The organism is Brevibacterium sp. FAM 27836 (assembly GCF_051351055.1).
Lineage (GTDB): Bacteria > Actinomycetota > Actinomycetes > Actinomycetales > Brevibacteriaceae > Brevibacterium.
The window spans coordinates 587,925-613,918 of record NZ_CP195711.1; the positions used below are offsets into that span (position 1 = coordinate 587,925).

The 25,994-nt window shown below is 65.0% G+C and carries 24 protein-coding genes and 1 tRNA gene; 6 read left to right on the forward strand and 19 right to left on the reverse strand.

Annotated features, from left to right (window positions below; translation table 11 throughout):
• Positions 1-13: 13 nt before the first annotated feature.
• Positions 14-85: transfer RNA gene (locus tag ACSE4D_RS02740), tRNA-Gln, on the reverse strand.
• 64 nt (positions 86-149) lie between these two features.
• Between ACSE4D_RS02740 and ACSE4D_RS02745 the strand changes: the two genes are divergently transcribed.
• Positions 150-542, forward strand: a complete 393-nt coding sequence (locus ACSE4D_RS02745; RefSeq protein WP_135542125.1) for a hypothetical protein — start codon at positions 150-152, stop codon at positions 540-542.
• Between the two features lie 171 nt (positions 543-713).
• A complete protein-coding gene (locus tag ACSE4D_RS02750; RefSeq protein WP_426936512.1) occupies positions 714-3,212 on the forward strand; it encodes a UvrD-helicase domain-containing protein in 2,499 nt (832 codons plus the stop codon).
• Between the two features lie 147 nt (positions 3,213-3,359).
• Here ACSE4D_RS02750 and ACSE4D_RS02755 read toward each other — a convergent pair whose 3' ends face one another.
• The 4 genes from ACSE4D_RS02755 to purN all read right to left on the reverse strand — a co-directional run bounded on the left by ACSE4D_RS02755 (position 3,360) and on the right by purN (position 6,260).
• On the reverse strand, positions 3,360-3,542 hold the full coding sequence (locus tag ACSE4D_RS02755; RefSeq protein WP_426936513.1) for an antitoxin: 183 nt from the start codon (positions 3,540-3,542) through the stop codon (positions 3,360-3,362).
• A 157-nt stretch (positions 3,543-3,699) separates the two neighbouring features.
• On the reverse strand, positions 3,700-4,041 hold the full coding sequence (locus ACSE4D_RS02760) for a DUF3017 domain-containing protein (RefSeq protein WP_135542132.1): 342 nt from the start codon (positions 4,039-4,041) through the stop codon (positions 3,700-3,702).
• Between the two features lies 1 nt (position 4,042).
• A complete protein-coding gene (gene purH / locus ACSE4D_RS02765) occupies positions 4,043-5,587 on the reverse strand; it encodes a bifunctional phosphoribosylaminoimidazolecarboxamide formyltransferase/IMP cyclohydrolase (protein ID WP_426936514.1) in 1,545 nt (514 codons plus the stop codon).
• Between the two features lie 49 nt (positions 5,588-5,636).
• Positions 5,637-6,260 carry a phosphoribosylglycinamide formyltransferase gene (gene purN, locus ACSE4D_RS02770; RefSeq protein ID WP_426936515.1) on the reverse strand — a complete coding sequence of 208 codons (624 nt, stop codon included), beginning with the start codon at positions 6,258-6,260 and terminating at the stop codon, positions 5,637-5,639.
• A gap of 102 nt (positions 6,261-6,362) precedes the next feature.
• Here purN and ACSE4D_RS02775 point away from each other — a divergent pair, with 102 nt between their 5' ends.
• Positions 6,363-6,815 (forward strand): hypothetical protein, encoded by a 453-nt coding sequence (locus ACSE4D_RS02775; protein WP_135542138.1) that lies wholly within the window; start codon positions 6,363-6,365, stop codon positions 6,813-6,815.
• A gap of 154 nt (positions 6,816-6,969) precedes the next feature.
• Here ACSE4D_RS02775 and ACSE4D_RS02780 read toward each other — a convergent pair whose 3' ends face one another.
• A complete protein-coding gene (locus ACSE4D_RS02780) occupies positions 6,970-8,289 on the reverse strand; it encodes a cell division protein PerM (protein WP_426936516.1) in 1,320 nt (439 codons plus the stop codon).
• Positions 8,290-8,405: 116 nt separating this feature from the next.
• On the opposite strand from ACSE4D_RS02780, the gene ACSE4D_RS02785 reads away from it, so the two are divergent.
• Positions 8,406-10,103, forward strand: a complete 1,698-nt coding sequence (locus ACSE4D_RS02785) for a hypothetical protein (RefSeq protein ID WP_426936517.1) — start codon at positions 8,406-8,408, stop codon at positions 10,101-10,103.
• Between the two features lie 105 nt (positions 10,104-10,208).
• On the opposite strand, the gene ACSE4D_RS02790 is transcribed toward ACSE4D_RS02785, so the two are convergent.
• The 10 genes from ACSE4D_RS02790 to clpS form a co-directional block, all read right to left on the reverse strand.
• A complete protein-coding gene (locus ACSE4D_RS02790; protein WP_135542142.1) occupies positions 10,209-11,627 on the reverse strand; it encodes an amidase in 1,419 nt (472 codons plus the stop codon).
• Between the two features lie 124 nt (positions 11,628-11,751).
• Positions 11,752-13,518, reverse strand: coding sequence for a dipeptide ABC transporter ATP-binding protein (locus ACSE4D_RS02795; RefSeq protein WP_426936518.1), 1,767 nt, complete (start codon positions 13,516-13,518; stop codon positions 11,752-11,754).
• The gene (locus ACSE4D_RS02800; protein WP_135542146.1) at positions 13,511-14,446 is read right to left on the reverse strand and encodes an ABC transporter permease; all 936 of its coding nucleotides are present in this window, start codon (positions 14,444-14,446) and stop codon (positions 13,511-13,513) included. Before ACSE4D_RS02800 ends, ACSE4D_RS02795 begins: the two co-directional genes overlap by 8 nt.
• On the reverse strand, positions 14,443-15,390 hold the full coding sequence (locus ACSE4D_RS02805; RefSeq protein WP_135542148.1) for an ABC transporter permease: 948 nt from the start codon (positions 15,388-15,390) through the stop codon (positions 14,443-14,445). The genes ACSE4D_RS02800 and ACSE4D_RS02805 overlap by 4 nt, the downstream gene beginning before the upstream one ends.
• Positions 15,391-15,402: 12 nt before the next feature.
• Positions 15,403-16,908, reverse strand: a complete 1,506-nt coding sequence (locus ACSE4D_RS02810; RefSeq protein ID WP_135542150.1) for an ABC transporter substrate-binding protein — start codon at positions 16,906-16,908, stop codon at positions 15,403-15,405.
• A 233-nt stretch (positions 16,909-17,141) separates the two neighbouring features.
• Positions 17,142-17,747, reverse strand: coding sequence for an RdgB/HAM1 family non-canonical purine NTP pyrophosphatase (gene rdgB / locus ACSE4D_RS02815; RefSeq protein WP_135542151.1), 606 nt, complete (start codon positions 17,745-17,747; stop codon positions 17,142-17,144).
• On the reverse strand, positions 17,744-18,466 hold the full coding sequence (rph, locus tag ACSE4D_RS02820) for a ribonuclease PH (RefSeq protein WP_135542153.1): 723 nt from the start codon (positions 18,464-18,466) through the stop codon (positions 17,744-17,746). The genes rdgB and rph overlap by 4 nt, the downstream gene beginning before the upstream one ends.
• Positions 18,467-18,531: 65 nt before the next feature.
• A complete protein-coding gene (locus tag ACSE4D_RS02825; protein ID WP_135542155.1) occupies positions 18,532-19,353 on the reverse strand; it encodes an MBL fold metallo-hydrolase in 822 nt (273 codons plus the stop codon).
• On the reverse strand, positions 19,350-19,931 hold the full coding sequence (locus tag ACSE4D_RS02830; protein WP_135542157.1) for a DUF2017 family protein: 582 nt from the start codon (positions 19,929-19,931) through the stop codon (positions 19,350-19,352). The genes ACSE4D_RS02825 and ACSE4D_RS02830 overlap by 4 nt, the downstream gene beginning before the upstream one ends.
• Before the next feature lie 3 nt (positions 19,932-19,934).
• The gene (clpS, locus tag ACSE4D_RS02835; RefSeq protein WP_135542159.1) at positions 19,935-20,240 is read right to left on the reverse strand and encodes an ATP-dependent Clp protease adapter ClpS; all 306 of its coding nucleotides are present in this window, start codon (positions 20,238-20,240) and stop codon (positions 19,935-19,937) included.
• A 52-nt stretch (positions 20,241-20,292) separates the two neighbouring features.
• On the opposite strand from clpS, the gene ACSE4D_RS02840 reads away from it, so the two are divergent.
• Positions 20,293-21,612: a nicotinate phosphoribosyltransferase gene (locus ACSE4D_RS02840; RefSeq protein ID WP_135542161.1), complete on the forward strand. Its 1,320-nt coding sequence runs from the start codon at positions 20,293-20,295 to the stop codon at positions 21,610-21,612.
• 72 nt (positions 21,613-21,684) lie between these two features.
• Here the strand turns inward: ACSE4D_RS02840 and ACSE4D_RS02845 are convergent, their stop codons facing one another.
• Positions 21,685-23,478 (reverse strand): DEAD/DEAH box helicase, encoded by a 1,794-nt coding sequence (locus tag ACSE4D_RS02845; protein WP_135542163.1) that lies wholly within the window; start codon positions 23,476-23,478, stop codon positions 21,685-21,687.
• Positions 23,479-23,733, reverse strand: a complete 255-nt coding sequence (locus ACSE4D_RS02850) for a DUF3039 domain-containing protein (RefSeq protein ID WP_135542165.1) — start codon at positions 23,731-23,733, stop codon at positions 23,479-23,481.
• A gap of 31 nt (positions 23,734-23,764) precedes the next feature.
• Between ACSE4D_RS02850 and ACSE4D_RS02855 the strand changes: the two genes are divergently transcribed.
• Positions 23,765-24,280 (forward strand): flavin reductase family protein, encoded by a 516-nt coding sequence (locus ACSE4D_RS02855; RefSeq protein WP_135542167.1) that lies wholly within the window; start codon positions 23,765-23,767, stop codon positions 24,278-24,280.
• A gap of 210 nt (positions 24,281-24,490) precedes the next feature.
• On the opposite strand, the gene gdhA is transcribed toward ACSE4D_RS02855, so the two are convergent.
• Positions 24,491-25,837, reverse strand: a complete 1,347-nt coding sequence (gene gdhA / locus ACSE4D_RS02860; RefSeq protein WP_135542169.1) for an NADP-specific glutamate dehydrogenase — start codon at positions 25,835-25,837, stop codon at positions 24,491-24,493.
• Positions 25,838-25,994: the final 157 nt, after the last annotated feature.

Sequence of the window (25,994 nt, forward strand, 5' to 3'; positions counted from 1 at the left end):
CGGTTGGGGCCAGCTCCGCCCATAGGATTCGAACCTATACTGCACGGCTCCAAAGGCCGGCGTGCTGCCATTACACCAGGGCGGAACAGCGTGCACCAGTTCAGGGGCCCGCGCTCACGAGACACCATCATGCCACTACGATTAACTCTATGGAAATTCTACGCGAGATTCTTCTGACCCTGCATCTGGTCGGAATGGCGATCATTGTCGGCGGTTATTTCACCGTCATCCGCTCCCCCAGAGTGCTTCCCGGAATGCTGCACGCCTCCTATCTTCAGCTCATCACCGGGCTTCTGCTCATGGGCCTGGCCGAGATGGGCGACGGCAGCGTCAACCACATGAAGATCGGCATCAAGCTGGTCGTGGCGATCCTCGTCACGGTCTTCGCCTTCATCGGCAACAAGAAGCAGAAGGCCTTCGCCGCGGCCGCCCCGGCCGAGGGCGCAACGGCGACGGCGGTGAAGAACCCCTCGGCGACGATGGCGCATCTGACGTTCGCATTCGCGATCATCAACGTCATCGTGGCAGTCTTCATCCACTGACCCACCCCTCTTGCTACCTGACGGCGGCGCAGCAACTTCGCGCGAGGTTGCTGCGCCGCCGTCAGGTAGTTCTGGGAGGGTGTGTTCGGCGTGCGCGTTGGACGAGGAGCTATTGCGGGTGCGGAGGGGAATCGCCCCGTGTCGGACCCGGGCGGTATCGTTATGGGCGACATGACTGCTGCAGCTGAACACACCGACCATGCCGCCGACGCCGACTCCCGAGCGGCCGAACTCCTCACCGGGCTCAATCCGCGACAGCGCGAGGCCGTGATCCACACCGGATCTCCGCTGCTCATCGTCGCCGGTGCCGGATCGGGCAAGACCACCGTCCTCACCCGTCGCATCGCCTATGCCCTGGCCACGGGACGCGCACATCCCGGTGAGGTCCTCGCGATCACGTTCACGAACAAGGCCGCCAAAGAGATGGCCGAACGCGTGTCCTCCATCGTCGGCCCGGCCTCCCGATCCATGTGGGTCTCGACGTTCCACTCCTCCTGCGTGCGGATCCTGCGCCGGGAGGCGAAGATCCTGGGCATGAAGTCGAACTTCACCATCTATGACGCCCAGGACGCGCAGCGACTCGTCGCACAGATCCTCAAGGAACTCGGCCTCGATACGAAGAAGTACGCACCGCGGGCGATCCTCCATCGGATCTCGAACCTCAAGAACGAGCTGCAGACTCCGGACGATTTCATCCCCCGTCCGAACAATCCCGCCGACGAGGTGCTCGCCGACGTCTTCCGGCGATACACCGCTCGTCTGCGCTTGGCCAATGCCTTCGACTTCGACGACCTCATCGCCGAGACCGTCCACCTCTTCGGGGCCTTCCCCGAGGTGGCCGATTCCTACCGTCGTCGCTTCCGCCACATCCTCGTCGACGAATATCAGGACACGAACCCGGCCCAGTATGCGCTCATCAAGGCACTGGCCGGGGACGGTGCCGGTGGCGCGACCGGGGCCGAACTCACCGTCGTCGGTGACGCCGACCAGTCGATCTATGCCTTCCGCGGCGCCACGGTCCGCAACATCGTCGAATTCGAGAAGGACTTCCCGACCGCGGACACCATTCTGCTCGAGCAGAACTATCGGTCGACGCAGAACATCCTCGACGCGGCGAACGCCGTGATCGCCAACAACGACGACCGCAGAGAGAAGAAGCTGTGGACCTCGGAGGGCTCGGGCGAGCAGATCGTCGGCTGGGTCGCCGAGAACGAGCAGGGTGAGGCCCGCTTCATCGTCGACCGCATCGACGACCTCATCGACGAAGAGAAGTACACCTACGGCGACTTCGCCGTGTTCTACCGCACGAACGCTCAGTCCCGCGCGATCGAGGATGCCCTGGTCCGCTCGGGCATTCCGTACAAGGTCGTCGGCGGCACTCGCTTCTACGAGCGCAAAGAGATCAAGGACGCCCTCGCCTACCTGCGCGTGATCGCCAACCCCGATGACGACGTCAATCTGCGCCGCATCCTCAACGTGCCCAAACGGTCCATCGGCGACCGCACCGAAGGTCTCATCGCGGACTTCGCCGACCGCGAGAACATCAGCTTCTACACCGCTCTGGGTCGGCTCGCTGAGATCCCCCACCTGAGTTCCCGCGCGCAGACTTCGGTGCAGAAGTTCTACGACCTCATGCAGGACCTCCGCTCCACTGCCGAATCCTCGCCGCTGTCGCGTGTCATCGAAGCGATCCTCGAACAGTCCGGTTATCTCGAATCGCTGCAGAAGAGCACGGATCCCCAGGATGAGTCCCGCGTCGACAACCTCGCCGAGCTCGTCGCCGTGGCCGAAGACTTCGTCGCCACCCGTGAGTCTGCCGCTGTCGCCGAGGCGGAAGAGACCGACACCCCCACCGAGGCGGCCGCGCCCGCAGACGACATCCCCGCCGAGGCGGCCGCTGCCATCGATGAGACCGGCACCGCGGGTGCCGCGCCCGGTGTCGGGCCGGCCGCGATCGACCAGTTCCTCGAACAGGTCGCTCTGGCCTCCGACACCGATCAGATCCCCGACGCGGAACTGGGACAGGTCACGCTGATGACGCTGCACACGGCTAAGGGGCTGGAGTTCCCCGTCGTCTTCCTCACCGGTCTCGAGGACGGCGGCTTCCCTCATTCGCGGTCGTTCGAGAATCCGCAGGAGCTGTCCGAGGAACGTCGTCTGGCGTATGTCGGGCTCACTCGTGCCCGGCAGCGGCTGCTCGTCACCCGAGCCGAGACCCGCAGCATGTGGGGCCAGCCGCAGTACAATCCGCCGAGCCGGTTCCTGGCAGAGATCCCGGAGACCCTCATCAGCTGGGAGAACACGGGCAGCTTCTCGGGCGGGTTCTCCGGGGGATTCGGTTCAGGCGGCTACGGCTCCGGAGGGGCACCGTCCGGGTATTCGGGAGGCTCCCGCAGCTTCGGCTCGACCCGGTATTCGGGAGGTTCGTCGCGTTCCCGTTCGAACGCAAGTTCCTCGTCGCCGGTGGCAGGATTCCCCAACCGAATCCGTCCCAATCGTGAGGTCATCTCGGTCGAGGTCGGTGAGAAGGTCTCCCACGAGTCCTTCGGTCTCGGCACCGTCACCGAGGTCAACGGTGTCGGAGACAAGACCGTGGCCGTCGTCGATTTCGGTTCGGCCGGGTCGAAGCGCCTGCTGCTGCGCTACGCCCCGATCGAAAAGCTCGGCTGAGACGGCCTGCCGGGCCTCACTCCCGGTCGAATACGTCGAGGGCGACTGCGGAAACCGCAGCGAAGCCGGGCAGAAGACGAAAGCGCCGAGGAGAACTAGAGTTCTCCTCGGCGCTCTTCCATGCCGGACGCGGCTATGGATCAAAGATCATTCGTTGCCAAGCTTGCCATCGACTCCGTCGCGACCCTTGTTGATCTGGTCATCGAACTTACCACCGGTGGCGTTGTTAGCGGCGTCAGCAGCCTTACCCAGGCCCTGGTCGCTGATCTTCTCACCCTTATCGCTATTCAAGGCGTCCTTGGCTTTGTTTGTCAGATCGTCCAGTCCCATGCTGTCTCCCTTCCTCGGAAAGGGTTCTCAGCGAACCCCTTGACGCCTTTCACCCTGCCACCGATTCCGTCGGCACGACACCGAGGAGCCCCGTTTCTCAGCGAATGCACATAAACCTTGTCTTCTGGTCTTCAGCGTGCCTTCGAGGCCCTCACGGTCATCGCGAGGTGGGGACGATGAAGGCCAGACTGACGAGGAGCACCGCGAAGAGGAGACATGTCGCGATGTCGACGGTTTTCGAACGGTTGGTCCACACATCGGTCCACGGCTCGGGCATCGCCCGCAGCGCGGCCAGAGCAGTGGGAACGACCGCCAGAACCACGGCGCCGACCCGGAAGTCGATGAACGTACAGGCCGCGGCGGCGATCGCGCCCACGAGGCACCCGAGGAGCACCCAGTCGCGTCTGGTGGGATGGGCGTACCGGCGTTTCCAGTAGATCCACCGTTTCGCGATCGGGCCTCTCCCCCGCCGTGCGTGGCGGGGGTGAGGACGCTTCATCTCAGTGGAAGAAATGGCGGCTCCCGGTCAGGTACATGGTGATGCCGGCTTCTTCCGCAGCCGCGATGACCTCCTCGTCGCGGATCGACCCGCCGGGCTGGACGACGGCGCTCACACCGGCATCGATGAGGATCTGGAGACCATCGGGGAACGGGAAGAAGGCATCGGAGGAGGCGACAGCACCGGTGGCACGTTCGGCACCGGCGCGCTCGACGGCCAGCTTCGCGGAGTCGACGCGGTTGACCTGCCCCATGCCCACACCGACGGATGCGCCGCTCTTGGCCAGCAGGATCGCATTGGACTTCACGGCCCGTCCGGCCTTCCACGCGAACTCGAGGTCGGCGAGGATCTCCGGGCTGGCTGCCGGTCCGGCCGCCAGAGTCCAGTACTGCGAAGAATCGCCTTCGGCCTGGAAAGCGTCCCGGTCCTGGACGAGGAAGCCGCCGCTGATCGGTTTGATCTCTGCGGTGGGAGCATCGATGTCTCCGAGTGCGAGCAGACGCAGGTTCTTCTTCGTCGAGAGAATCTCGAGCGCCTCGGCGCTGAAGGACGGCGCGGCCAGGCATTCGGTGAAGATCGGCTTGATCGAAGCCGCCAGATCGGCATCGACTTCCCGGTTCGTGGCGATCACGCCGCCGTAGGCCGAGAGCGGATCGCATTCGTGGGCGGCGCTGTGGGCGGCGGCGGCGGTCTCGGCAACGGCGATGCCGCACGGATTCGCGTGCTTGATGATGGCCACGGCCGGCTGGTCGAAGTCGAATGCGGCACGGATCGCGGCATCGGTGTCGGTGTAGTTGTTGTATGACATCGCCTTACCACCGAGCAGTTCGGCGCCGGCGATTCCGCGAGTGCCGTCGGAATAGACCGCGGCCGCCTGGTGCGGATTCTCCCCGTAGCGCAGGTCGGCGATCTTCTCACCGGTGAGTCCGGCGAACGCGGCTTTGTCGTCTCCGGCGAGTTCGGAGGCGAACCAGGAGGCCACGGCGGAGTCGTAGGCGGCGGTGTGGGCGAAGGCGCGGGCGGCGAAGGAACGCCGAGCCTCGAGGTCGAAACCGTCTCCGGCAGCGGCTTCGAGCACCGATGAATAATCGGCCGGGTCGGTGACGACGGCGACGGTGGGATGGTTCTTCGCCGCCGCCCGCACCATCGACGGTCCGCCGATGTCGATCTGTTCGATGCAGTCATCGAATCCGGCGCCGCTGGCGACCGTGTCGGCAAAGGGGTAGAGGTTGACGACGACGAGGTCGAAGGGTTCGATCTTGAGTTCGCTGAGCTGCTCGAAATGCTCAGGTTTGCGGGAATCGGCGAGGATTCCGGCGTGCACACGTGGGTGGAGGGTCTTGACGCGGCCCTCGAGGCATTCGGGGAACCCTGTGAGCTCTTCGACCTTCGTCACCTCGGCTCCCGCCTCGGCGATCTTGCCGGCAGTGGAGCCGGTCGACACGATCTGGACTCCGGCCGCGTGGAGTCCGCGGGCCAGCTCGTCCAACCCGGTCTTGTCATAGACGCTGATGAGCGCCCTCTTGATCGTGCGGGTTCCTGTCACTGATCCTCCTTGAGGTTCGGTCGCCGGTCGGTTCTTCTCACGGCTGGGGTCAATTGGCGGTCATCGCCGAGGCGGCATATCCGCGGACATGCCGACCGTCGACGACGAGGTCGGAGTGGGCCAGGTGCGCGAGCAGACGCACCAGCTCTTCGCGTTCTCGGGCCTTGATGAGTTCGTGCACGGTCTCTTCGGTGTCGTCATCAGCGATCGGCACTGCGTATTGGGTGATGATCGGACCGGTGTCGACGCCGGCGTCGACGAGGTGGATGGTTCCGCCGGTCAGCTTCACTCCATGGGCGAGAGCATCGCGGACGCCGTGTGCGCCGGGAAACGACGGCAGCAGCGCCGGGTGCGTATTGATGATCCGCGACGGGAACGCTGCGACGAAGCTCTCGCCGAGGATGCGCATGAACCCGGCCGAGACGACCCAGTCGGGTGCGAGTTCGGCGACGACGTCGCGCAGCTCTTCGTTCCATGCGGCACGGTCGGCGAAGTCCTTGGGGCGGACGACGAAGGTGGGGATGTCATGCTTCTGGGCCCGGTCCAGCACTCCGGCCGTAGGCGAGTCCGAACCGACGGCGAGGATGTCGATGCCGTGCTTCCCATCGGCGAAGGCGTCGATGACCGCCTGGGTGAGGGTACCGGATCCTGAGGCCAGAAGAACGATGTGCACCCGACCAGTCTAACGTCTGTGGCCGGGCTCGGTCGCCGCCCCACCATCACCGGCAGGCATCCTGCCGAGGCATTTGTCAGGCGACTATGACAAACTGGCGGGGTGACGTCACCACACAGCACTGAAGAGAAGAAGGCGCCGACTCCCGAAGAGGAGAAGCAGGCTGCTCCGGCACGACACGGGCTCGTCCTGATCCTGCTCATCCTCGCGTCCGTTCTGACGTTCACCTATCAGCTTCCGTTCAAGCTTGCCGCGATCGGCTTCTCCATCGCCGCGATCGTGTGGTCGGTGAAGTACATCGTCGCCGTGGTCAAGACCAAGCAGCGTCGGAACATGTCGTTGGGCATCCTCGGTGGACTTCTCAGCCTCTATCTCATCTTCTCGACGGCCTCGTCGATCATCCTCTGGCCGGTGCAGTCGAACTACGAGGAGTGCCTGCGTGATGCGATCACGCAGCAGGCTCAGCTCTCATGCACCAGCGAGTACCAATCCGGGCTCGGAGACTGGTTCAAGCAGCTCACCGGGCAGGAACTCGACCTGCCGGGCACCAAGTGATCTTCGCCCGTCCGGGCTCGCCCAGCCGAGACTGAGCCGTTCAGCACAACGACCGGCGGCACGGCGAGCGGCAGCACGACGGCGACCGCCGAGCAGTCGTTGCGTTCGATCAGGCCTCGCGCCACGCCGCCTCTGACCGCAGCTGGTCCAACTCTTACCGCGGCTCATCCTCGTCGGATGCTGGATCATCGAGATCCGCGGCCTCCGGCTCAACATCGCTCTGCTGCGCGTCTTCGCGGTCGACGCCCGCAGATCCATCGGAAGTGAACTCATCTCCATCGGTCTCGCTGTTCTCCTGCTGCAGGCTCGACAGTCGGATGAGGAGCAGTCCGACGGCCAGTCCCACTCCGATCCACACCGTGATGGCAACGGCCGACAGCAGCGCCGACGGGCCGAAGCCGGCGAGACCGAACGGTCCCAGCGCTCCGCGCGAGAAGACGCCGAGGACTGCAGAACCGACGAACAAAATGCCGGAGGCGACACCGAGGCCCGGCCATGAACTCTCAGCGACTTCGCGAGCCCGGACCCGCCCCAGGATCGTGCCCAGCAGCCCCAAGAGGACCAAGATCACCGGGGCGGCCATCGTCCACGCGGGGTATTCGCCGCTGAGCAGCTGCAGCACCGGGACATCGGGCACCGGCGAGGAAGTCGACCGGAACGCCGAACTGACGTCCGCTCCGCCGACGACGACTCCCGTCCCGGCGCTCCACGACAGGGCCGAGTAGAGGATGCCCGGAGCGAAGAGGAACTGGACGATGAACAGTCCGACGCCCGCGGCCAGCGGCGCGCTGTAGACCTGCAGGGACTCGGTCACTGCCTGCCAACGGAAGACGAAGCCGACAGCGAGCTCGAGCACAGCCGCCGCCAACGCGCCCCACAGCAGACGACGAGCCAAACGGGTCCCGACGTTCCACGTCTCGTCATCGACAGTGCGCAATCCGGGGATGTCGCCGATGCCGCGGACCCTGAGGAAACCGCAGGCCACGGCAGTGACGAGGAAGAGGAGAAGGCGGAGGATCCCGGACGGGGAGACGCCGGCGTGACCGACGACGATGGCGAGCACGAGAAGAGGCCCGGCGTAGCCGACGACGAAGGTGCCGAGAGCAGCGGCCATCACCGTCCACCACTGGCCGGGTGCGTCCTCTCCGGTATCCGAGGTGTCAGCTGCTGCACCTTCGACCAGCCGCTTCGCAGCGCCGGCCACGAGGAACCACAGTCCGAGGGTGACCAGGCTGGGAGCGATGGAGAATTCGAATCCGAGCGTCGACACGCTCAGGCCCGAGACCGCCGCCCACAGCGCGAATGCCCATTCGGGAATCGCGGAGTAGGGAAGCTGCGAGCCGAGTCCGACGATCCAGAAGACGATCGCCGCCACGAAGCCGGCAGGCACGATGATGAGGTCGATCTTCACGACCTCGAGCAGAGCTGCGAGGATCGGGCGACGATAGGGCTGGGGGTGAGGAGAAGTGTGCATCACGACCATTTTCGCTGACTACGGGGCGGCTTCCTGGTATTGACAACGCGATTCCCTGCTCTGGGACGTACAATTGCGCCAGGACAGGCTTGTACACGCAAAGGATGAACCCAACGATGAGCAACGGGAACGATCACCCCCATTTCCCGCCACCACCCAGCGAGCCTCCGGAGGCCGGCCGATCGAAGCCGAACTCGGAACCGCAAACGGACGCAGGCATCGAGGGTTCGGCAGCACCCGACGATGTGAAGAAGCCGCCGGAAGCCTCGGCAGACTCGGATTCCTCCGGGTCCGCGGTTCCCGACGACCTGGCGCCCCCGCTGGGACAGTCCGGAGACGGCTCCGCGGCGCGCCCCACCGTGGCCCCGGCCTCATCGCAGCCGAATCAGGCGCCTCAGTACTCGGGTCCCGGAGCACAGAACGCGCAGAGCGGTCCGAATGTGCCCTACCAGAACTCTCAGTATCAGAGTGCGCAGGGCTCTGCTGGTCAACACCCCGGAAGCCAGCCCCAGGGCGGTCAGCATCAAGGCGGCGCCCCGTACCCCGGAGCACAGAATCAAGCCGGACCCAATCAGCCCAGACCCGACCAGCCGAGCCAGTACTCGTCGAACCCGTATCAGACCGGTTCGGGACCGGACAGCCAGCGGACCGGTTCCGGTCCCGGACAGTCGCAGGCCATCCCGCAGCCGGCGCCGGCTCCGGGCTTCGCCGGTTCGCAGGCGACCGCAACACGGGCCGACTCCCGCCCCGAGAAGAAGAAGAGCAGGCTTCCGCTCTTCATCACACTCGGTGCCGTCGCCCTCGTCATCATCCTCGTCCTCGCCGGCATCTTCGTCATCGGCAGCGTCAACAAGAACAAGTACGGGCCCGACAAGGTGGCAGAAGACTACATCGCCGCGCTGAACAAGGGCGATTTCGCGGCTGCGGAGAAGATCGCGCCGTCACCGCGTCCTGAAGGGACGAACCTCGACCTGCTGTCGAAGAACTTCACCGAATCCTCCTCGGCGAAGATCGAGAAGGCCAAGGTCGAGTCCTCCAAGGTCGATGGGGACAGCGGCAAGGTCCTCGTGTCCTATGAACTCGACGGCAGCGAGTACAACGTCGAGCTGGCAGCGAAGAAGGATGGCAAACAGGACCTGTTCTTCGACAAATGGACGCTGACCGGGCCCGAGCTCAATGTCATCTCCCTCGACGTTCCCGCCGCTGACGGTCTCACCGTCAACGGTCAGGACTACACGGCGAAGTCGGGAACCACGTCGTTCGCCGTCTACCCCGGCAAATACGACTTCAAGATCCCCAAGAGCAAATGGGTCTCGGAGGCCTCGGATTCCGCCGGAGTGAACTTCCCGAAGGCTTTCGCCCCGGGCGGTCAGCCGAACCAGGGTCAGGTCTCCCCCACGACTCTCAACCTCGATCTGGCACCGACGGGCGCGTTCGAGAAAGAAGTGCAGAAGCAGGTCGAAAAGGAACTCAAGAAGTGCTTCGACAATAAGAGCATCAAGCCGAAGTGCAAGTTCATCAAGTACGACCCGACCGAGATCCCTGTCGGAGGTTCGGACAAGAAGCTCGATGATCTGGCGAAGGACGGCACCGCGAAGTGGGACATGAAGAACATGCCCAAGGTGAAGGCCAGCTTCGGTACGGCAGATACGAACACCGGTTCGTTCTTCACCGACAAGCCCGGCAAGTTCAACTTCTCCGTCGACGGCAAGAAGTCCGGTTCCTCATACTTCTCCAACGGCAACGCACTGTCGGTGTCGGGAAGCGTGAAGATCGACGGAGACAAACTCAAGGTCGAATTCTTCGACTTCTGATCCTGCGCAGCTTGACCACCTCGCCGAGGCGGTGAGAGCACGAAGGCGGGCCCGCAGCGACCGATACCGGTCACTGCGGGCCCGCCTTCTTCGTTGCGAATCCGCTCAGCCCATCGCCGTCCGGGTCGGGCGCTCGACTCCGGCGACGTCTTCGAACCAGGAACCTGCGGCCATGACCGATTCGTCGGCGAAGCGCTTCCCGGCGATCTGCACTCCGATGGTGCGCCCATCGGCCGTGAACCCGCCCAGCACGGTCGCGGCAGGCTGTTCGGACATGTTGAAGGGCATGGTGAACCCGATGTGTCCCATCGGCTCGTGCACTCTCGGGTAGGGCATCGGCTGCTCGGCCGGGAACGCCGCGCCCGGTGCTGTCGGCGAAATGATGAGGTCGAACTCGGCCGTGGCGGTGATTGTGCGACGGCGGATCTCCTGCACGCTGTGATAGCAGCTCATGAGCTCGACACCGCTGACGTCGGCCCCGCCCTGAGCCCACTGTCGGATATAGGGCAGGATGAGCTCCTGCTCCTCCACGGGCAGGGCCTTGAGGTCGCCCCAGGACCGGACCCTCCAGAACAGGTCCATGTCATGGAGCAGATCGTCGTCGATGAACGGGTCGAGGGGGACGAGCTCGGCGCCGGCGGCAGCGAACCGTTCGGCCGCCTCGGTGATCGTCGACAGCACCTGCGCGTCGGGGGCGACCCCGCACCCGGCATCGAGCTGCAGTCCGATACGCAGTCCGCGCGGGTCGAAAGCCGGCGAATCGTGTCCGGGAAGAGCCTGCGTCTCGTCGGCGGCGAATCGCGGCAGCCTCGAATAGTCCCGGTCATCGGGGGCGGAGATGATGTCCATGGCGGCCTTGACGTCAGCCATCGATCGGGTGAGGGGCCCGGCGCATCGACCGAGGTACGGGCCGTCGAGCGGGACCCGACCGAAGCTGGGCTTGAGTCCGGTCAGTCCGAGCCAGGTGCACGGCAGGCGGATGGATCCGCCGATGTCCGAACCGATGTGGATCGGTCCGTACCCGGCTGCCGCGGCCGCTCCGGCTCCGGCGCTCGAACCACCGGTGGTGAGCGCGGGGTCGAGCGGTGACCGGGTGATGCCGTGCAGCGAGGAGACGCCCGAGGACAGCATGCCCCAGTCGGGCATCGTCGTGGAGCCGAGGATGACGGCACCGGCCTCTTCGAGTCGCTGTGTGATCGGCGCATCGTGGTCGGACACCGGCATGTCCACCCAGGCGTGCCCGCTGGGCAGCGGCACGCCGCGGCGGGCGATGTTCTCCTTGATCGTGACCGGCACCCCGTCGAGGTCGCTCAGCGGTCGGCCCTCTCGCCATCGGGCGGCGCTGGCCACGGCCGCGGTTCGAGAGCGTTCGTCATCGCGGTGGAAGAGTGCGTTGATCGTCGATTCGCATTCGTCCATGCGGTTCACGACCGCGCTGTGCACCTCAATCGGGTCGAAGTCTCCCTTGGCGAATCCGACGACCATGTCGGATGCGCTGTGATCGGCAAGCGTCGTGTTGCCCATGTCCTGCCCTTTCTCTCGATGATGAAAACCGTGTTGCCCGGCCCCGAGTGCGTGCCTCCGGCCCCGAGTGCGCACGCCCGCGCCGCGTCGCCGCCGACCGGAGTCGGTGCCGTTCCGGCGTTGTTCAGCCGCTGGCGGCGAGCGCGTCCGTCAGGCTCGGGGTCGCCGCGATGAGTCGCCGCGTGTACGCCTGCCGCGGGTTCGCGTAGATGTCCTCGGTCGCACCGGATTCGACGATCCGGCCGTCTTTCATGACGATGATCTGCGAGCACAGGTGTTGGACGACGCCGAGGTCGTGGGAGACGAAGAGGAGGGTGAGCGCATAGTCCTCGACGAGGTCGGTGAGCAGGTTGAGCACCTGCGCGCGCACCGACACGTCGAGGGCGGAGACGGGTTCGTCGGCGACGAGGATCTGCGGCCGTGTCACCAGGGCTCGAGCGATCGAGATCCGCTGTCGCTGCCCGCCGGAGAATTGGTGCGGGTAGCGGCGCAGGGAGCGCGCGTCGAGGTCAACTGCCTCGAGCATCTCCTCGACCCGTGCGATGCGTTCGTCCTTCTCGATTCCTGCGGCGATGAGCGGTTCGGCGACGATGTCGGCCACACGCATGCGCGGGTCGAGTGAGGCGAAGGGGTCCTGGAACACGATCTGCAGATTCTCCCGCAGGGCGCGCAGGGACCGTGAGCTCGCCGCCTCGACGCGGATGTCGCCGACGCGCACGTGCCCGGTGGTGGGCCGGTCGAGTCCCGAGAGGATGCCCAGCAGCGTCGACTTCCCCGATCCCGATTCGCCGACGATGCCCAATCGCTCCCCCGCCGCAACGCTGAAGTCGATGCCGCCGAGCGCGGTGACATCCGAACGGCGCCGACCGAACAGTCCCCGTCCCTTGAACACTCGGGTCACGTCTGCGACCTCGATCAGCGGCGCAGAGTCCCTCGCCGAGGCGGCCGCACCGACATCGTCGACCGCGATGTTCCCTCCCGCCGGGTCGTCTGCCTCGACGGTCTCGGTGCCGACCGGGTCCGGGGTGTCCTCCCCCGCCGAGGTCTGCGGGCCGGTGTAGGCGAGCGCGGTCTTGAGGGTGAAGAGGCGTCCGTTCCCATCGGTGGCTTCCAGGTCGGACGAGGCCAGGAGTCCGCGAGTGTAGTCGTGCTGCGGATCGGTGAAGATCTCGGTCACGGTGCCGGTTTCGACGATGCGGCCGCGGTACATGACGATGACTCGGTCGCAGACACCGGCGACGACGGCAAGGTCGTGGGTGATGAACAGGAGCCCGGCTTCCACGGCCGAGACCCGCTCGGCGATGAGGTCGAGCATGTGTCGCTGCACGGTGACGTCGAGGGCCGTGGTCGGCTCGTCGCAGATGAGCAGCTTCGGCAAGTTCGCCAGCGCGATTGCGAGCATGACTCGCTGTCGCTGTCCGCCGGACATCTGGTGGGGATAGGCGAAGCGGGCGCTGTCCGGGTCGGGCATGCGCACATCCTCGAGCAGCTCTTTCACCCGTGCCGGGATCTGGGCTCGTGGGATCTTGCCGTGGATGCGCAGCACTTCAGCGATCTGGTCGCCGATGCGCATGAGCGGGTTGAGTGCGCTCATGGGTTCCTGGAACACCATGGACACGATGTCCGAGCGCAGGCTCGCCAGTGTCTTCTCGTTCGCTTCGAGGAGGTTCCCGTGATGGCCCTGCAGGTGCACTCGGCCTTCGGCGTGCAGCTCTTCGGGCAGCAGCCCCATCACGGATTGGGCGGTCAGGGACTTGCCCGAACCGGATTCCCCGATGAGTCCGACCCGCTCGCCCGGCTCCAGGTTCAGACTGACATCGTGGAGCACGGCGGCGTCGGCACCGGAGGGGGTGATGGTGAGGTCGCGGACCTCGAGCAGATTCTCAGCCACGACGAGCCTCCATCTTCGGATCGAATCGGTCACGCAGCCCATCGCCGAGGAGGTTGAACCCGAGCACGGCCAATGCGATGAACATGCCCGGCCACAACGCAAGTTCGGGGTGGGTGGACAGGAACTGCTGGGACTCCTGGAGCATCCGTCCCCAGGAGGGCACCGGAGCCTGGGTGCCGAGGCCGAGGAAGGACAGCCCCGCCTCGGCGAGGACGGAGATCGCGAACGCCACGGAGGCTTGGACGATGACCATGCCGGCGATGTTCGGCAGCACATGGACGACGGCGATCGCCGAGACCCGGCGGTTCGATGCCCGCGCCGCGCGCACGTATTCGGATCCGAGCACCTGCAGCGTTCCGGATCTCGCCACGCGGGCGAAGCCGGGGATCGCTGCGATGCCGACGGCGATCATGGCCGGCCCCGTTCCCGGTGAGAACACGGCGGCGAAGATGATCGCCAGCAGCAGGGCTGGGAACGCCAGCAGGATGTCGTTGGCGCGCATGATCACCGCGTCGATCCATATGCCCCACGACTGTTTCGCGAACAGGGCCGCGATGATCCCGATCGGGGTGCCGATGAGCAGAGCGATGCCGACGGCGACGACTCCGACGAGGAGGGTGATCCGGGCTCCGAACATCACCCAGGTCAGTGTGTCCCGCCCGAATTTGTCCGTGCCGAACGGGTGGGCGAGGCTGGCGGACTGCAGACGGGCGACCGGGTCGATCTCGCTCGGGGCGTAGGGCGTCCAGATGAAGGACACGAGCGCCAGACCGACGATGAGGGTGACGAAGCAGGTGCCGATGATCATCGAAGCGTTGAGACGCAGCGACTGTCGCGAACTGGTCGCCGGTCCCCTCGCACGAGCGGTCGCGGCGTCGACTGCGACGTCATCGCGGGGGTCGGTGGCACCGGTGGGGGTCTGGCTCATGCGGCGTTCCTGATCCGAGGGTCGACTACGGGCACGAGGATGTCGACGATGAGGTTGATGATGAGCACCAGCAGGACGAGCACCATGACGATGCCCTGGACGGCGACGAGGTCGCGGTTGGCGACGGCGCGCACGAGTTCGGAGCCGATGCCGGGCAGGACGAAGATCTGTTCGATGATCACGGCCCCGACCAACAGGGTGGCCAATTGGACGCCGGCGACGGTGATGACGGGGATCGCCGCATTGCGCAGTCCGTGCACGAACAGCGCCCTCGTCTTGGTCAGCCCTTTCGCCCGGGCGGTGCGGATGAAGTCTTCGCGCATGACGTCGAGCACGGCTGAACGCACATAACGGGTGAGGATCGCCGCCTGCACGAGAGCCAACGACACCACCGGCAGGACGAGACGCAGAACGAACCCGCCGAATCCTTCGACCGGAGCCATCCACCCTTGGGAGGGGAACCAGCCGAGGCGGAGTGAGAAGACGATGACGAGGATGATCGCGGCAAGGAAGTTCGGGATCGCGATGCCGACCTGGCTGGCGGCCGAGATCGTCACGCCGATCCAGTTGCGCTGTCCGAGGGCGGCGAAGGTGCCCAAGGGCACGGCGATGAGGATCGACAGGACGATCGCGGCGATGACGAGGATCGCGGTGACTTGGACGCTGTCGATGATGACCGGAGTGATCTCGGCACCGGTGACATAGGACGTGCCGAAGTCCCCGCCGAGCATGCCGCCCACCCAGTCGAAGTACCGGATCACGGGCGGACGGTCGAGGCCGTACTGTGCTTCGAGAGCCGCCACGGCCTCAGGCGTGGCATTCGTCCCCAATGCCACCTGTGCCGCATTGCCCGGCAGCAGGCTCATCAGGGCGAAGACCACCACCGAGGCGACGAGGAGGGACAGCGCGAACTGGATCGCGCGGTTGATCGCATAGGTGAGCATCGAACCGGTGGGTCAGTTCCAGCTCAGGTCGGCGATCTTGAACGCATCGGAGACCCGGTTGGCGGGGATCCCTCCGATGTCGGACTTGGCGATCACGAGGTTCGGGAAGAGGAACAGGAAGTCCGATGCGGCATCCTCGGTGATCGTCTTCGCGATCTCCTTCATTCCGGAGATGTATTCCTCTTCCGTGCCGGTGTCGGCCTTCTCGGCGATCTTCTCGATCTTCGCATCGTCGTAGCCGATGTAGTAGTCGTCGGAGAACACAGTGAGGATATCGCGCGGTTCGGCGTGGTTGATCACCGACATGTCGAAGTCGTGTTCGGTGAACGTCTTGTCCAACCACACGGCCGGGAATTCCTGGGTCTCGATGTTCGCTTTGAGACCGACCTCTTCGAGCTGGGCGGACACGATTTCGGAGATCGCCTTCGCGTACGGCAGGTTCGGCACGGTGAAGGAGAATTCCTCGCCCTTGATTCCGGCGTCGCTGACGAGCTGCTTGGCCTTCTGCGGGTCGTGCTTCCACACCCCGGTGAGATCTTCGTAGTACGGGTCGGTCGGCGGGACCATGGATCCGATGAGTTCACCGTAACCGGCCCAGGCGGTGTCGAGGACGGCCTTGCGGTCGATGGCGTACATGACGGCTTCACGGGCCTTCTTGTCCTTGAAGATGCCGTCCGCGTTGTTCATCGACAGCACGACTTCGCCGTTCGTGGTGCCGGAGACGATCTGGTAGTCGTCGCTTTGGAACTCTCCGGCCAGTTCGGGGGCCTGCAGGTTGGAGACGAGGTCGATCTCTCCGGACTTCAGTGCGTTCGACGCCGAGACCGCGTCCTTGAAGTATTTGAACTGGACCTTCTCCAGGGCCGGCTTCTCACCCCAATAGTCATCCCGGGCGGCGAAGTCGATTGACTGTCCCCGAGTGAACTTCTCGATCTCGAAGGGCCCGGTGCCGATCGCTTCGTTGGCCAGGTCCTCAGTGCCTTCGGTGTCGAACACGGCTCCGACGAGGCTGGTGAGGTTGAACAGCCACGTATTTGAGGGCTTCTTCAGTTCGATCTCGACGGTGTTGTCGTCGGGAGTGTCGATGGACTTGACGATGTCCATCTTCGCCTTGAGTGCGTTCTTCCAGTCCTTCTGCACCCGCTCATAGGAGAATTTCACGTCTTCGCTGGTCAAGTCGGCGCCGTTGGAGAACTTCACGCCTTCCTGCAGTTCGAAGGTGTAGGTCTTGCGGTCGTCGGAGAGACTCCAGTCCTTCGCCAGTGCCGGTTGGATCTCGCCCTCTTCGTCGAGGCGGACGAGGGATTCGTAGACGTTCTCCATCAGTGCCTCGGGGATGGCGACTCCCGAAGTGGAGGTGAAGTCGAGGTTGACCGGTTCGGCGGTGAAGGCGATGCTCATCGAATCCTTCTTCTCCCCGTCGTCGCCGGAGTCCGAAGCTCCCGCCGAACAGCCGGTCAGCAGCATGCTTGCGGCCGCCGCTGCCGCCACCCACTTCATGATGCGCGGAGTCTTCATTGTTCTCCTCGATTTCGCCGACCGCAGAGAGGGTCGTTCGCCAACACTCAAGCACCGTCAGTGTATCCGAAATTCTCACTAGTCGAAGCGCTCAGGTTCACATGTTGGATCAGGTGAGCTGGCCTGTCGGACTCACCGGACGAGAGCATGCGAACCGGTTCTTCGGGCCTCACGGACGGGGCGATGCGCAGCGTCCGGTCGAACTCCCGAACCCGAGCAGGTGACGTGAGACTTCAGAGATTCGTTTCGGCGGCGAGGACCTCGGCGAGAGCATCGAAGGCGATGCGGCGATGTGACCGCGAGTTCTTCTCCTCGGAGCTCATCTGCGCGGTGCTCAGCGTCGACCCGTCGGGGACGAAGATCGGATCGTAGCCGAAGCCGTTCTCCCCCATCGGCTCCGTAGCCAGGCGCCCGGGCATGACGCCTTCGGTGGTGAATTCGCGACCGTCGGCGGTCACCGCGGCCGCTGCGCAGCGAAACTGCGCACCCCGGTGTTCGGCGGCGATGTCGCTCAGCTGCGCGAGCAGGAGCTCGAGGTTGGCTCTGTCGTCGCCGTGGCGTCCCGACCAGCGGGCGGAGAAGATCCCCGGCGCCCCGCCGAGCACGTCGACGCTGATGCCCGAGTCATCGGCGATCGCGGTGCGACCGGTCGCCGCAGCGGCGGCGCGAGCCTTGATGAGGGCATTGTCGGTGAATGTCACCCCGGTTTCGGCGACATCGGCCAGGCCCGCCTCGGCGGCGGTGAGCACCTGGGTGTCGGCGCCGAGGACAGGGCCGAGGATGGCCAGCAGCTCCCGCTTCTTGCCCTCATTGTGGGTGGCGAGGACGAACGTCGTCATCGCGTCAGCACTTCGGACTGGAGGCGAGTGAGTTCGCTGCAGCCGTGCGCGGCCAGGTCGAGGAGTTTGCCGAGCTCGTCGCGATCGAAGGGTGCGCCCTCAGCGGTGCCTTGGACCTCGACGAACTTGCCCGAACCGGTCATCACCACGTTCATATCGGTTTCGGCTCGGGAATCCTCGACATAGGGCAGGTCGAGCAGAGGCTCACCGTCGATGATGCCGACGCTGATGGCGGCGATGGAGTCGATGAGCGGATTGTGGGCTGCGGGGATGAGACCGGTCGAGCGGCCCTTGTCGATGGCATTCGCCAGGGCGACATAGGCGCCGGTGATCGAAGCCGTGCGTGTGCCCCCATCGGCTTGGAGGACGTCGCAGTCGAGGACGAGGGTGTTCTCGCCGAGCTTCTCCATGTCGATGACCGCGCGCAGGCTGCGGCCGATGAGGCGGGAGATCTCGTGGGTGCGTCCGCCCAGCTTGCCCTTGACGGATTCGCGGGTGTTCCTGGAGTCCGTGGCCCGGGGCAGCATCGCGTATTCGGCGGTCACCCAGCCGCGACCCTGGCCCTTGAGCCAGCGAGGCACGCCTTCGGTCAGAGATGCCGCGCAGAGGACACGGGTATTGCCGAACTCGATGAGCGCCGAACCCTCGGCAGTGTTGATCCAGTCGGGGGTGATCCGGACTTCACGGAGTTCGTCTGCCTGACGGCCGTCTGCTCGCACGGTGTGCCTCTTTCATGTTTCGGTTGCGGGTTGGTCTGATGTGCCTTCGCCCCTGCGGCTCCGGCTCACACGGTCCAGGTGGCTCCGGGTTTCGCCAGCTCGATGGGACCGCGGTATTCACCGGCTGCCTCACCGCGGACGATGGAGCAGTCGGTCCAGATCGGAATGTGGGTGAGCACGAGCGCGGACACCTCGGCGTTCTGTGCCACGCGTCCGGCGCGTTTGCCGGTGAGGTGGATCCCGCGAGCGGTGTCGCGGTCTTCCTGGAAAGCCGCTTCGCAGAGGAAGAGGTCGGCATCCTTCGCCGCGGCGACGAGGTTGTCGCATTCGTCGCTGTCACCGGAGTAGGTGATGACGCTGCCTTTCGCGTCGGTGATGCGCAGCGCGTAGGCCTCGACCGGGTGGTCGACGAGGAAGGACTCGACGGTCAGCGACCCGATCTGATTCCGAGTGCCGTGGTCGAGGTCGGAGAATTCGAAGGCATGGTCGAAGTCCGAGTCGTCTCCCCCGTTGGCGACCGGGGACTTTCCGGGATCCGTGTAATACGCCCTCATCAGTCGCTCCTTCGCGCCGGCGGGGGCGAAGACGGGGGTGCGGGTGCGGATCGTGCCGGTGTCGGAGATGTCGCCGTTGAAGAACTTCGGATCGAAGCAGTGTTTGACGTAGAGCCCGGTCATGTCCATGCAGTGGTCCGGGTGCAGGTGGCTGAGGACGATGCCGGAGAGCCGGTCGGTGTCTACGGTCTGCTGCAGGGGGCTCAGCGCCCCGGACCCGAGGTCGAGGATGATGCGAGTCGGCGTGTCCTCTTCCGTTTCGATGAGGTAGCAGCTGGCGAGAGCACCGCGTCCGGGAAAAGAGCCGGCGGTGCCGATGGCGGTGAGTCTCATGTCTCGTCATCCCCCTGCTTCCGGGTCAGCAAGGTCGTTGTCAGTCGGTCCTGAATCCAGGTCAGGAAGTCGTACAGGGTCAGCGTGAGGTCTTCGGACTCGGAGAGCTCCTCACGGCGCGCGTACTTCTCATCCTGCGCGTCCTCGGTGTCGATGCCGAGCCGGACGGCGAGCACGAGCCGCAGATCGTTCAGGCCCTTCATCCACGCCAGGGTCTCGTCGTGGGTCAGGGTGATGTCGTTGCCCTTGCTCAGGCCCAGCAGCACGATGCGCACATTGTGTGCCTTGGCCTGTTTGAGGTCGAATTCGGTCAGCCGCCGGAATTCCGTCGACCGCTCTTCGTCTTCCGGGTCGACATCCGGCAGCAGCCGCAGCAGCGCCGGATCCTCGGGGCGGGGACGGCCGACGAGCCCGAGGCGGGCATCCCAGTTCTCCGAATCCGGTCGGGAGCCGTCCTCGGACCCATCGTCTTCGGAGAGCAGGGCGGCGAGGTCGGTGAAGACCGTGAGCATGAGCGAGCGCTCGTTGTCTTCGAGGCGGAGGACGACATCATCCCCCCGTGCGTCGATGGCTGCCATAGGTCAGTCGGATCCTGAATCGGGTTGGCACGCGGCCCACAGACCGTATTCGTGCATCGCTTGGGTGTCTCTCTCCATGGCTTCGCGGCCTCCGGTGGCGACGACGGAGCGCCCGTTCTCGTGGACTTCGAGCATGAGTGCGTCGGCTTTGTCCTCGGAATATCCGAAGTAGGTCTGGAACACGTAGCTGACATAGCTCATGAGATTGACCGGGTCGTTGAAGACCACGGTTCGCCAGGGCTTAGCCAGGTCCTCGGCCGGTCGAACGTCGACCTCCGGCTCGAGAACTGGTGTCGTTGGGTTGCTCACGTTTCCAGCTTACGGCAGAACACTGACGCTGTCGTGACGTAAGATCGCGCCTATGAGTGATCTCACACGGACCGATTCGACGGCGTTCTTCACGGATCAGTACGAATTGACGATGGTGCAGGCTGCCTTGGAATCCGGCGCCGCCCATCGCAAGAGTCTCTTCGAGGTGTTCGGCCGCAGCCTTCCCGCTGGCCGCCGCTACGGTGTCGTCGCCGGCACCGGTCGGATCCTCGAGATGATCCGCGACTTCCGCTTCGATGATGCGGAGCTGTCTTTCCTCAGCCGCGAGGACATCGTCGACGCCCGCACGATCGACTGGTTGGCGAACTACCGGTTCACCGGCAATATCCGCGGCTATGCCGAAGGCGAGATCTACTTCCCCGGCTCCCCTCTGCTGACGATCGAATCGACCTTCGCCGAGGGGGTCATCCTCGAGACGCTCATCCTCTCCGCGATGAACTACGACTGTGCGGTCGCGTCGGCGGCGTCTCGGATGGCGCAGGCGGCTGGCGACCGCCCCTGCGCTGAGATGGGCGGACGACGCACGAACGAACACGCCGCTGTGGCGGCGGCGCGGGCCGCGGTGATCGGCGGATTCGCATCGACGTCGAATCTCGCCGCTGGACTGACCTATGGTCTGCGGACAATCGGCACCTCGGCCCATTCCTTCACTCTGCTCCACGATTCCGAACGTGAGGCCTTCGCCGCGCAGCTGAAGTCTTTGGGCACCGATACGACTCTGCTGCTCGACACCTACGACGTCGAAGAGGCCCTGGCGACCGCGGTCGAACTCGCCGGTACCGGGCTCGGCGGGGTGCGGATCGACTCGGGTGACCTCATCGAGCAGGCCGGCGAGGTGCGCGAGGGTCTTGACCGCCTCGGCGCTCATGACACGACGATCACCGTCACCAGCGATCTTGACGAGTATGCGATCGCCGCGCTGGCCGCGTCCCCGGTCGACTCCTATGGTGTCGGCACCCGCGTCGTCACCGGTTCCGGCGCTCCGGCAGCGGGACTGGTGTACAAGCTCGTCGCCCGCGCCGATGAAGCCGGTGAGTGGACCTCGGTGGCGAAGCACTCATCGGGCAAGCCCTCTCGCGGCGGGCACAAGGAGGCGCTGCGCCTCATCGACGGCGCGATTGCGGTCGAGGAAGCCGTCGGCATTCCGGCCCTGCCCGATGATCTCGGTGAGGGTCGTCGTCTCAGCGTCGATCTCGTACGCGACGGTGAGGTCGATGAGTCCTTCACCGGAGCCGCGGGTGTGAAGAAGGCCTGTGCCCGCCACGATGAGTCTTTGGCGGAGCTGCCGCGTTCGGCGCGTCGACTGCAGGACGGCGAGCCCGCCATTCCCACAGTCTTCTATTCCGCCTGATCTCCTGCGGCCGGACCGCCTCGGCGGCCGCACCGCCCTCCTCCGTCGGCTTCGGGGTCCGGCCCGGCGGCGTCACTTCTTGCCGATGAACCAGCCCTGGAGCTTCTTGATCCGGGCTTGGATCTGCTCACGCGTGGCCTGAGCGACCGCCGGTCCCCCGCACGCTTTGCGCAGTTCGACGTGCACGTTCTGGTGCGGTGTGCCGGTGCGCCTGGACCAGGCGCCCACGAGGCTCTGCAGCTGGTTGCGCTCTTCCTTCATCGCTCGGTGTTCGAGTTCGCTGGTCTCGACTTCCGGTGCCGGAGGGCCCGTGGCCGTCTTGCGTTTGGCCTGACGTGCCTGTTGGGTTCGCAGCAGTTCGTGGACCTGGTCGGGTTCGAGCAGGCCGGGGATCCCGATGAAATCGAGTTCGTCTTCGGAGCCGATGGCACCGCCGGTGCCGAATTCGCCGCCGTCGAAGAGCACTCGGTCGAACAGGGCTTCCGCGCCGAGGGCTTCGAACGAGCCGAGCTGGTCGGAGGAGGCGCCCTCATTCCGGTTCGCCTGCTCCATGGCCTGGTCGTCGAAGACGACGACATCATTCTCGTCCTCGGTCTTCGGCCGGTCGAGAGCGTGATCGCGTTCGGCTTCCATCGAGTTCGCCAGGGCCAGCAGCACCGGCACGGACGGTAAGAACACCGAGGCGGTCTCGCCACGTTTGCGGGCGCGGACGAAACGGCCGATCGCCTGGGCGAAGAACAGCGGAGTCGACGAGGAGGTCGCATAGACGCCGACGCACAGACGTGGAACGTCGACACCCTCGGAGACCATGCGCACGGCGACCATCCACCGGTCGGTGGAGTTCTGGAACTGTTCGATCCGTTCTGAGGCTCCGACTTCGTCGGAGAGGACCACGGTCGGTTTCTCTCCCGTGATCTCATGGAGGCGTTTGGCGTAGGCGCGGGCTGCGTCCTGATCGGTGGCGATGACGAGTCCGCCGGCGTCGTGGACGGTGCGGCGGACCTCGGTCAGCCGGATGTCGGCCGCCTTGAGCACGGCCGGGATCCAGTCGCCCTTCGGGTCCAACGCGGTGCGCCAGGCCTGGGAGTTGATGTCCTTGGTCGTCTCCTCACCGAGGACGTGCGACATCTCGTCGCCGGCCTTGGTCCGCCAGGTCATGGCGCCGGCGTAGGCGAGGAACAGTACGGGACGGACGACCGAGTCCTTCAGTGCCCGGCCGTAGCCGTAGGAGTAGTCCGCCACCGAGGTGCGGATGCCGTTCTCGTCGGGCGCGTACGTGACGAACGGAATCGGTGAGGTGTCCGAACGGAAAGGGGTTCCGGTCAGAGACAGCCTGCGCACGGCAGGACCGAACGCCTCGCGCACGGCATCACCCCACGACAGCGCGTCTCCGCCGTGGTGGACCTCGTCGAGGATGACGAGGGTGCGGCCGGCCGCTGTGCGGTTGTGATGGAGGACCGGTTTCGCGGCGACCTGCGCATAGGTCAGTGCGACACCGTGGTAGCCGGGTGCGTGCTTGCCCTGAGAGTTCTTGAAGTGGGGGTCGAGCTTGATCCCCACACGGGCTGCGGAATCGGCCCACTGCACCTTGAGGTGCTCGGTGGGTGCGACCACGGTCACGCGGTTGACGACCCGTCGGGCCAGGAGTTCGGCGGCCAAACGCAGAGCGAAGGTCGTCTTACCGGCCCCGGGGGTCGCGACAGCGAGGAAGTCCTTGGGTTCGGTCTTGAAGTAGAGCTCGAGAGCCTCCGCCTGCCAGGCACGCAACTTTCCGGCTGTTCCCCATGCCGCACGTTCGGGGAAAGCCGGTGGAAGCTGTTCTGCCGCGGAGGTCCCTGGAGCTCCAGGGAGCTGTTCCGCGGACATCTACTCCTGCGGTCCTTCGGACATCGTTTCGTAGATCTCTTTGCACTTGGGGCAGATCGGGAACCGCTCGGGATCGCGAGTGGGAACCCACACCTTTCCGCACAAGGCGATCAGCGGAGTCCCAGTCACCATGGACTCCATGATCTTGTCCTTGGGCGCGTAGTGGCTGAAGCGCTCGTGATCTCCGGGCTCGGCAAGCTGCTCGGTCTGCTCGCGCTCGATCGTTGCTGAACCGCCTGAAGCTGGAATGGTCATGGCTCCATTGTAGTTCCCTAGAATGAGAGTCATGGACCAGGCCTACGACGAATCCCTCACAGAACGCTACCGCGAGCTCAGCGATGACATCGCCGCGGCAGTCGCCATCGTGTCTGCCACCCGTGGCAGCGCTCTTCACGCCATCACCGTCGATTCGTTTCTCGACGTGTCCTACGATCCGCCGACCATGGCGGTGAGCATCTATTCCGGTTCAAGGATGATGGAGACCTTGGAGACGAGTTCGCATTTCGCGATCTCGCTGCTGAATTCGGATCAGCGGGATATCTCCGAACGCCTCGGAGCGTCGGGCCAACCGCTCTACGGGTCCCTCAAGGGGGTGGACACCTTCCCCGCCCCACAGGCGGGTCAGCCGGTGCTCACCGAGGCTCTCGCATGGTTCGAGCTCGAACTCACCGAGGTGCTCGACGTCGCCACGCACAATATCGTCGTCGGTCGGGTTGTTGCTTTGGGCGCGGGGACGAATGCCGGAACGAATCGTCCTCTGCTGCGCTGGCGCAAGGGATACGGCACCATCGGACAGCGCTGAGACTCGGCTGCGCCCAGCACACGAACGAGGCCCTGCCCACGGCCGACACTCTTCGCAGCGAAGGAAGTCGGCGGTGGGCAGGGCCGTCCAGTTGTGGCACCCGATGGCGCGCCTCAGGCTGTCGCCTGTCCCCCAGCTGCCATCGGCTCGGCCGTGGCTGCCCGGTTGCTGCCGCTCAGCCGTGGGCTGAGCGGTCGGCAGGGGAGGAGGTCAGACGACCCCTTGGGCGAGCATGGCTTCGGAGACGCGGATGAAACCGGCGATGTTGGCGCCGGAGACGTAGTCTCCGGGCTGACCGAACTCATCGGCCGCGGCCGCGCAGCTGTCATGGACATCGCCCATGATCTCGGCGAGCCGCGCCTCGGTGAAGTCGAAGTCCCACGAGTCGCGGCTGGCGTTCTGCTGCATCTCGAGGGCGCTGGTTCCCACGCCTCCGGCGTTGGCGGCCTTGCCGGGAGCGAAGAGCACTCCGGCTTCGGAGAAGATCTTCACGGCCTCCGGGGTGCACGGCATGTTCGCCCCCTCGGCGAGGGCGATGAGACCGTTCTTGACCAAGGTCGAGGCCGAATCCGCGTCGAGCTCGTTCTGCGTCGCACAGGGCAGTGCCACATCGACCTCAACATCCCAGACGTTTCCACCTTCATGGTAAGAGGAACGTCCGCCGTGCTCCACAACGTAGTCGGAGATCCGACCGCGCTCTTCGAACTTGATGCGCTTGACGAGTTCGGTGTCGATTCCGTCCGGGTCGTGGATGAAGCCGGATGAGTCGGACATCGTGATGACGGTGCCGCCGAATGCGGTGACCTTCTCAGCGGCGAACACAGCGACGTTGCCCGACCCGGAAATCGAAACCGTACGTCCGTCGATGTTCTTCTTCGCCGCGGCGAGCATGTCCTTGAGGAAGTAGACGACACCGAAGCCGGTGGCTTCCGTGCGGACCATGGACCCTCCGTAGGACAGACCCTTACCGGTGAGGACACCGGCTTCGTAGGAGTTCGTCATACGCTTGTACTGTCCGAACAGATAGCCGATCTCACGGCCGCCGACGCCGATGTCACCGGCGGGAACATCGCGGTATTCGCCGATGTGGCGTGAGAGCTCGGTCATCAGCGACTGGCAGAAGCGCATCACTTCCTGGTCGCTGCGGCCCTTGGGGTCGAAGTCTGCTCCGCCCTTGCCGCCGCCGATGGGCAGCCCGGTGATCGCGTTTTTGAAGATCTGTTCGAAACCGAGGAACTTGACGATACCGAGGTTGACCGAGGGGTGGAATCGCAGACCGCCCTTGTAGGGTCCGAGAGCCGAGTTGAACTGCACGCGGAAGGCACGGTTGATCTGAACATCGCCGGCGTCGTCGATCCATGGAACCCGGAAGATGATCTGACGTTCGGGTTCGCACAGACGTTCGAGTGCGGAAAGCTCCAGGTACTCGGGATGCTTATCCACGACGGGGCCCAGGGAATAGAGGACTTCCTGTACCGCTTGGTGGAACTCCGACTCTCCAGGATTACGTTGGAGTACCGTGTCCAAGATTGGCTGCAGTGATGGATGTAGGCTCATACGCCCAAACATACCGTGACACTCATAACATGACTCCGACCGCCCGGATTATGGACACGACTGTCTGGCAACGTCGATTGAGATATAGAACTCGACGGCCTCATATCAGTGTGAGAATGCGCCGAAAGGACGATTCCTCTGATCCGATCGAACGCCA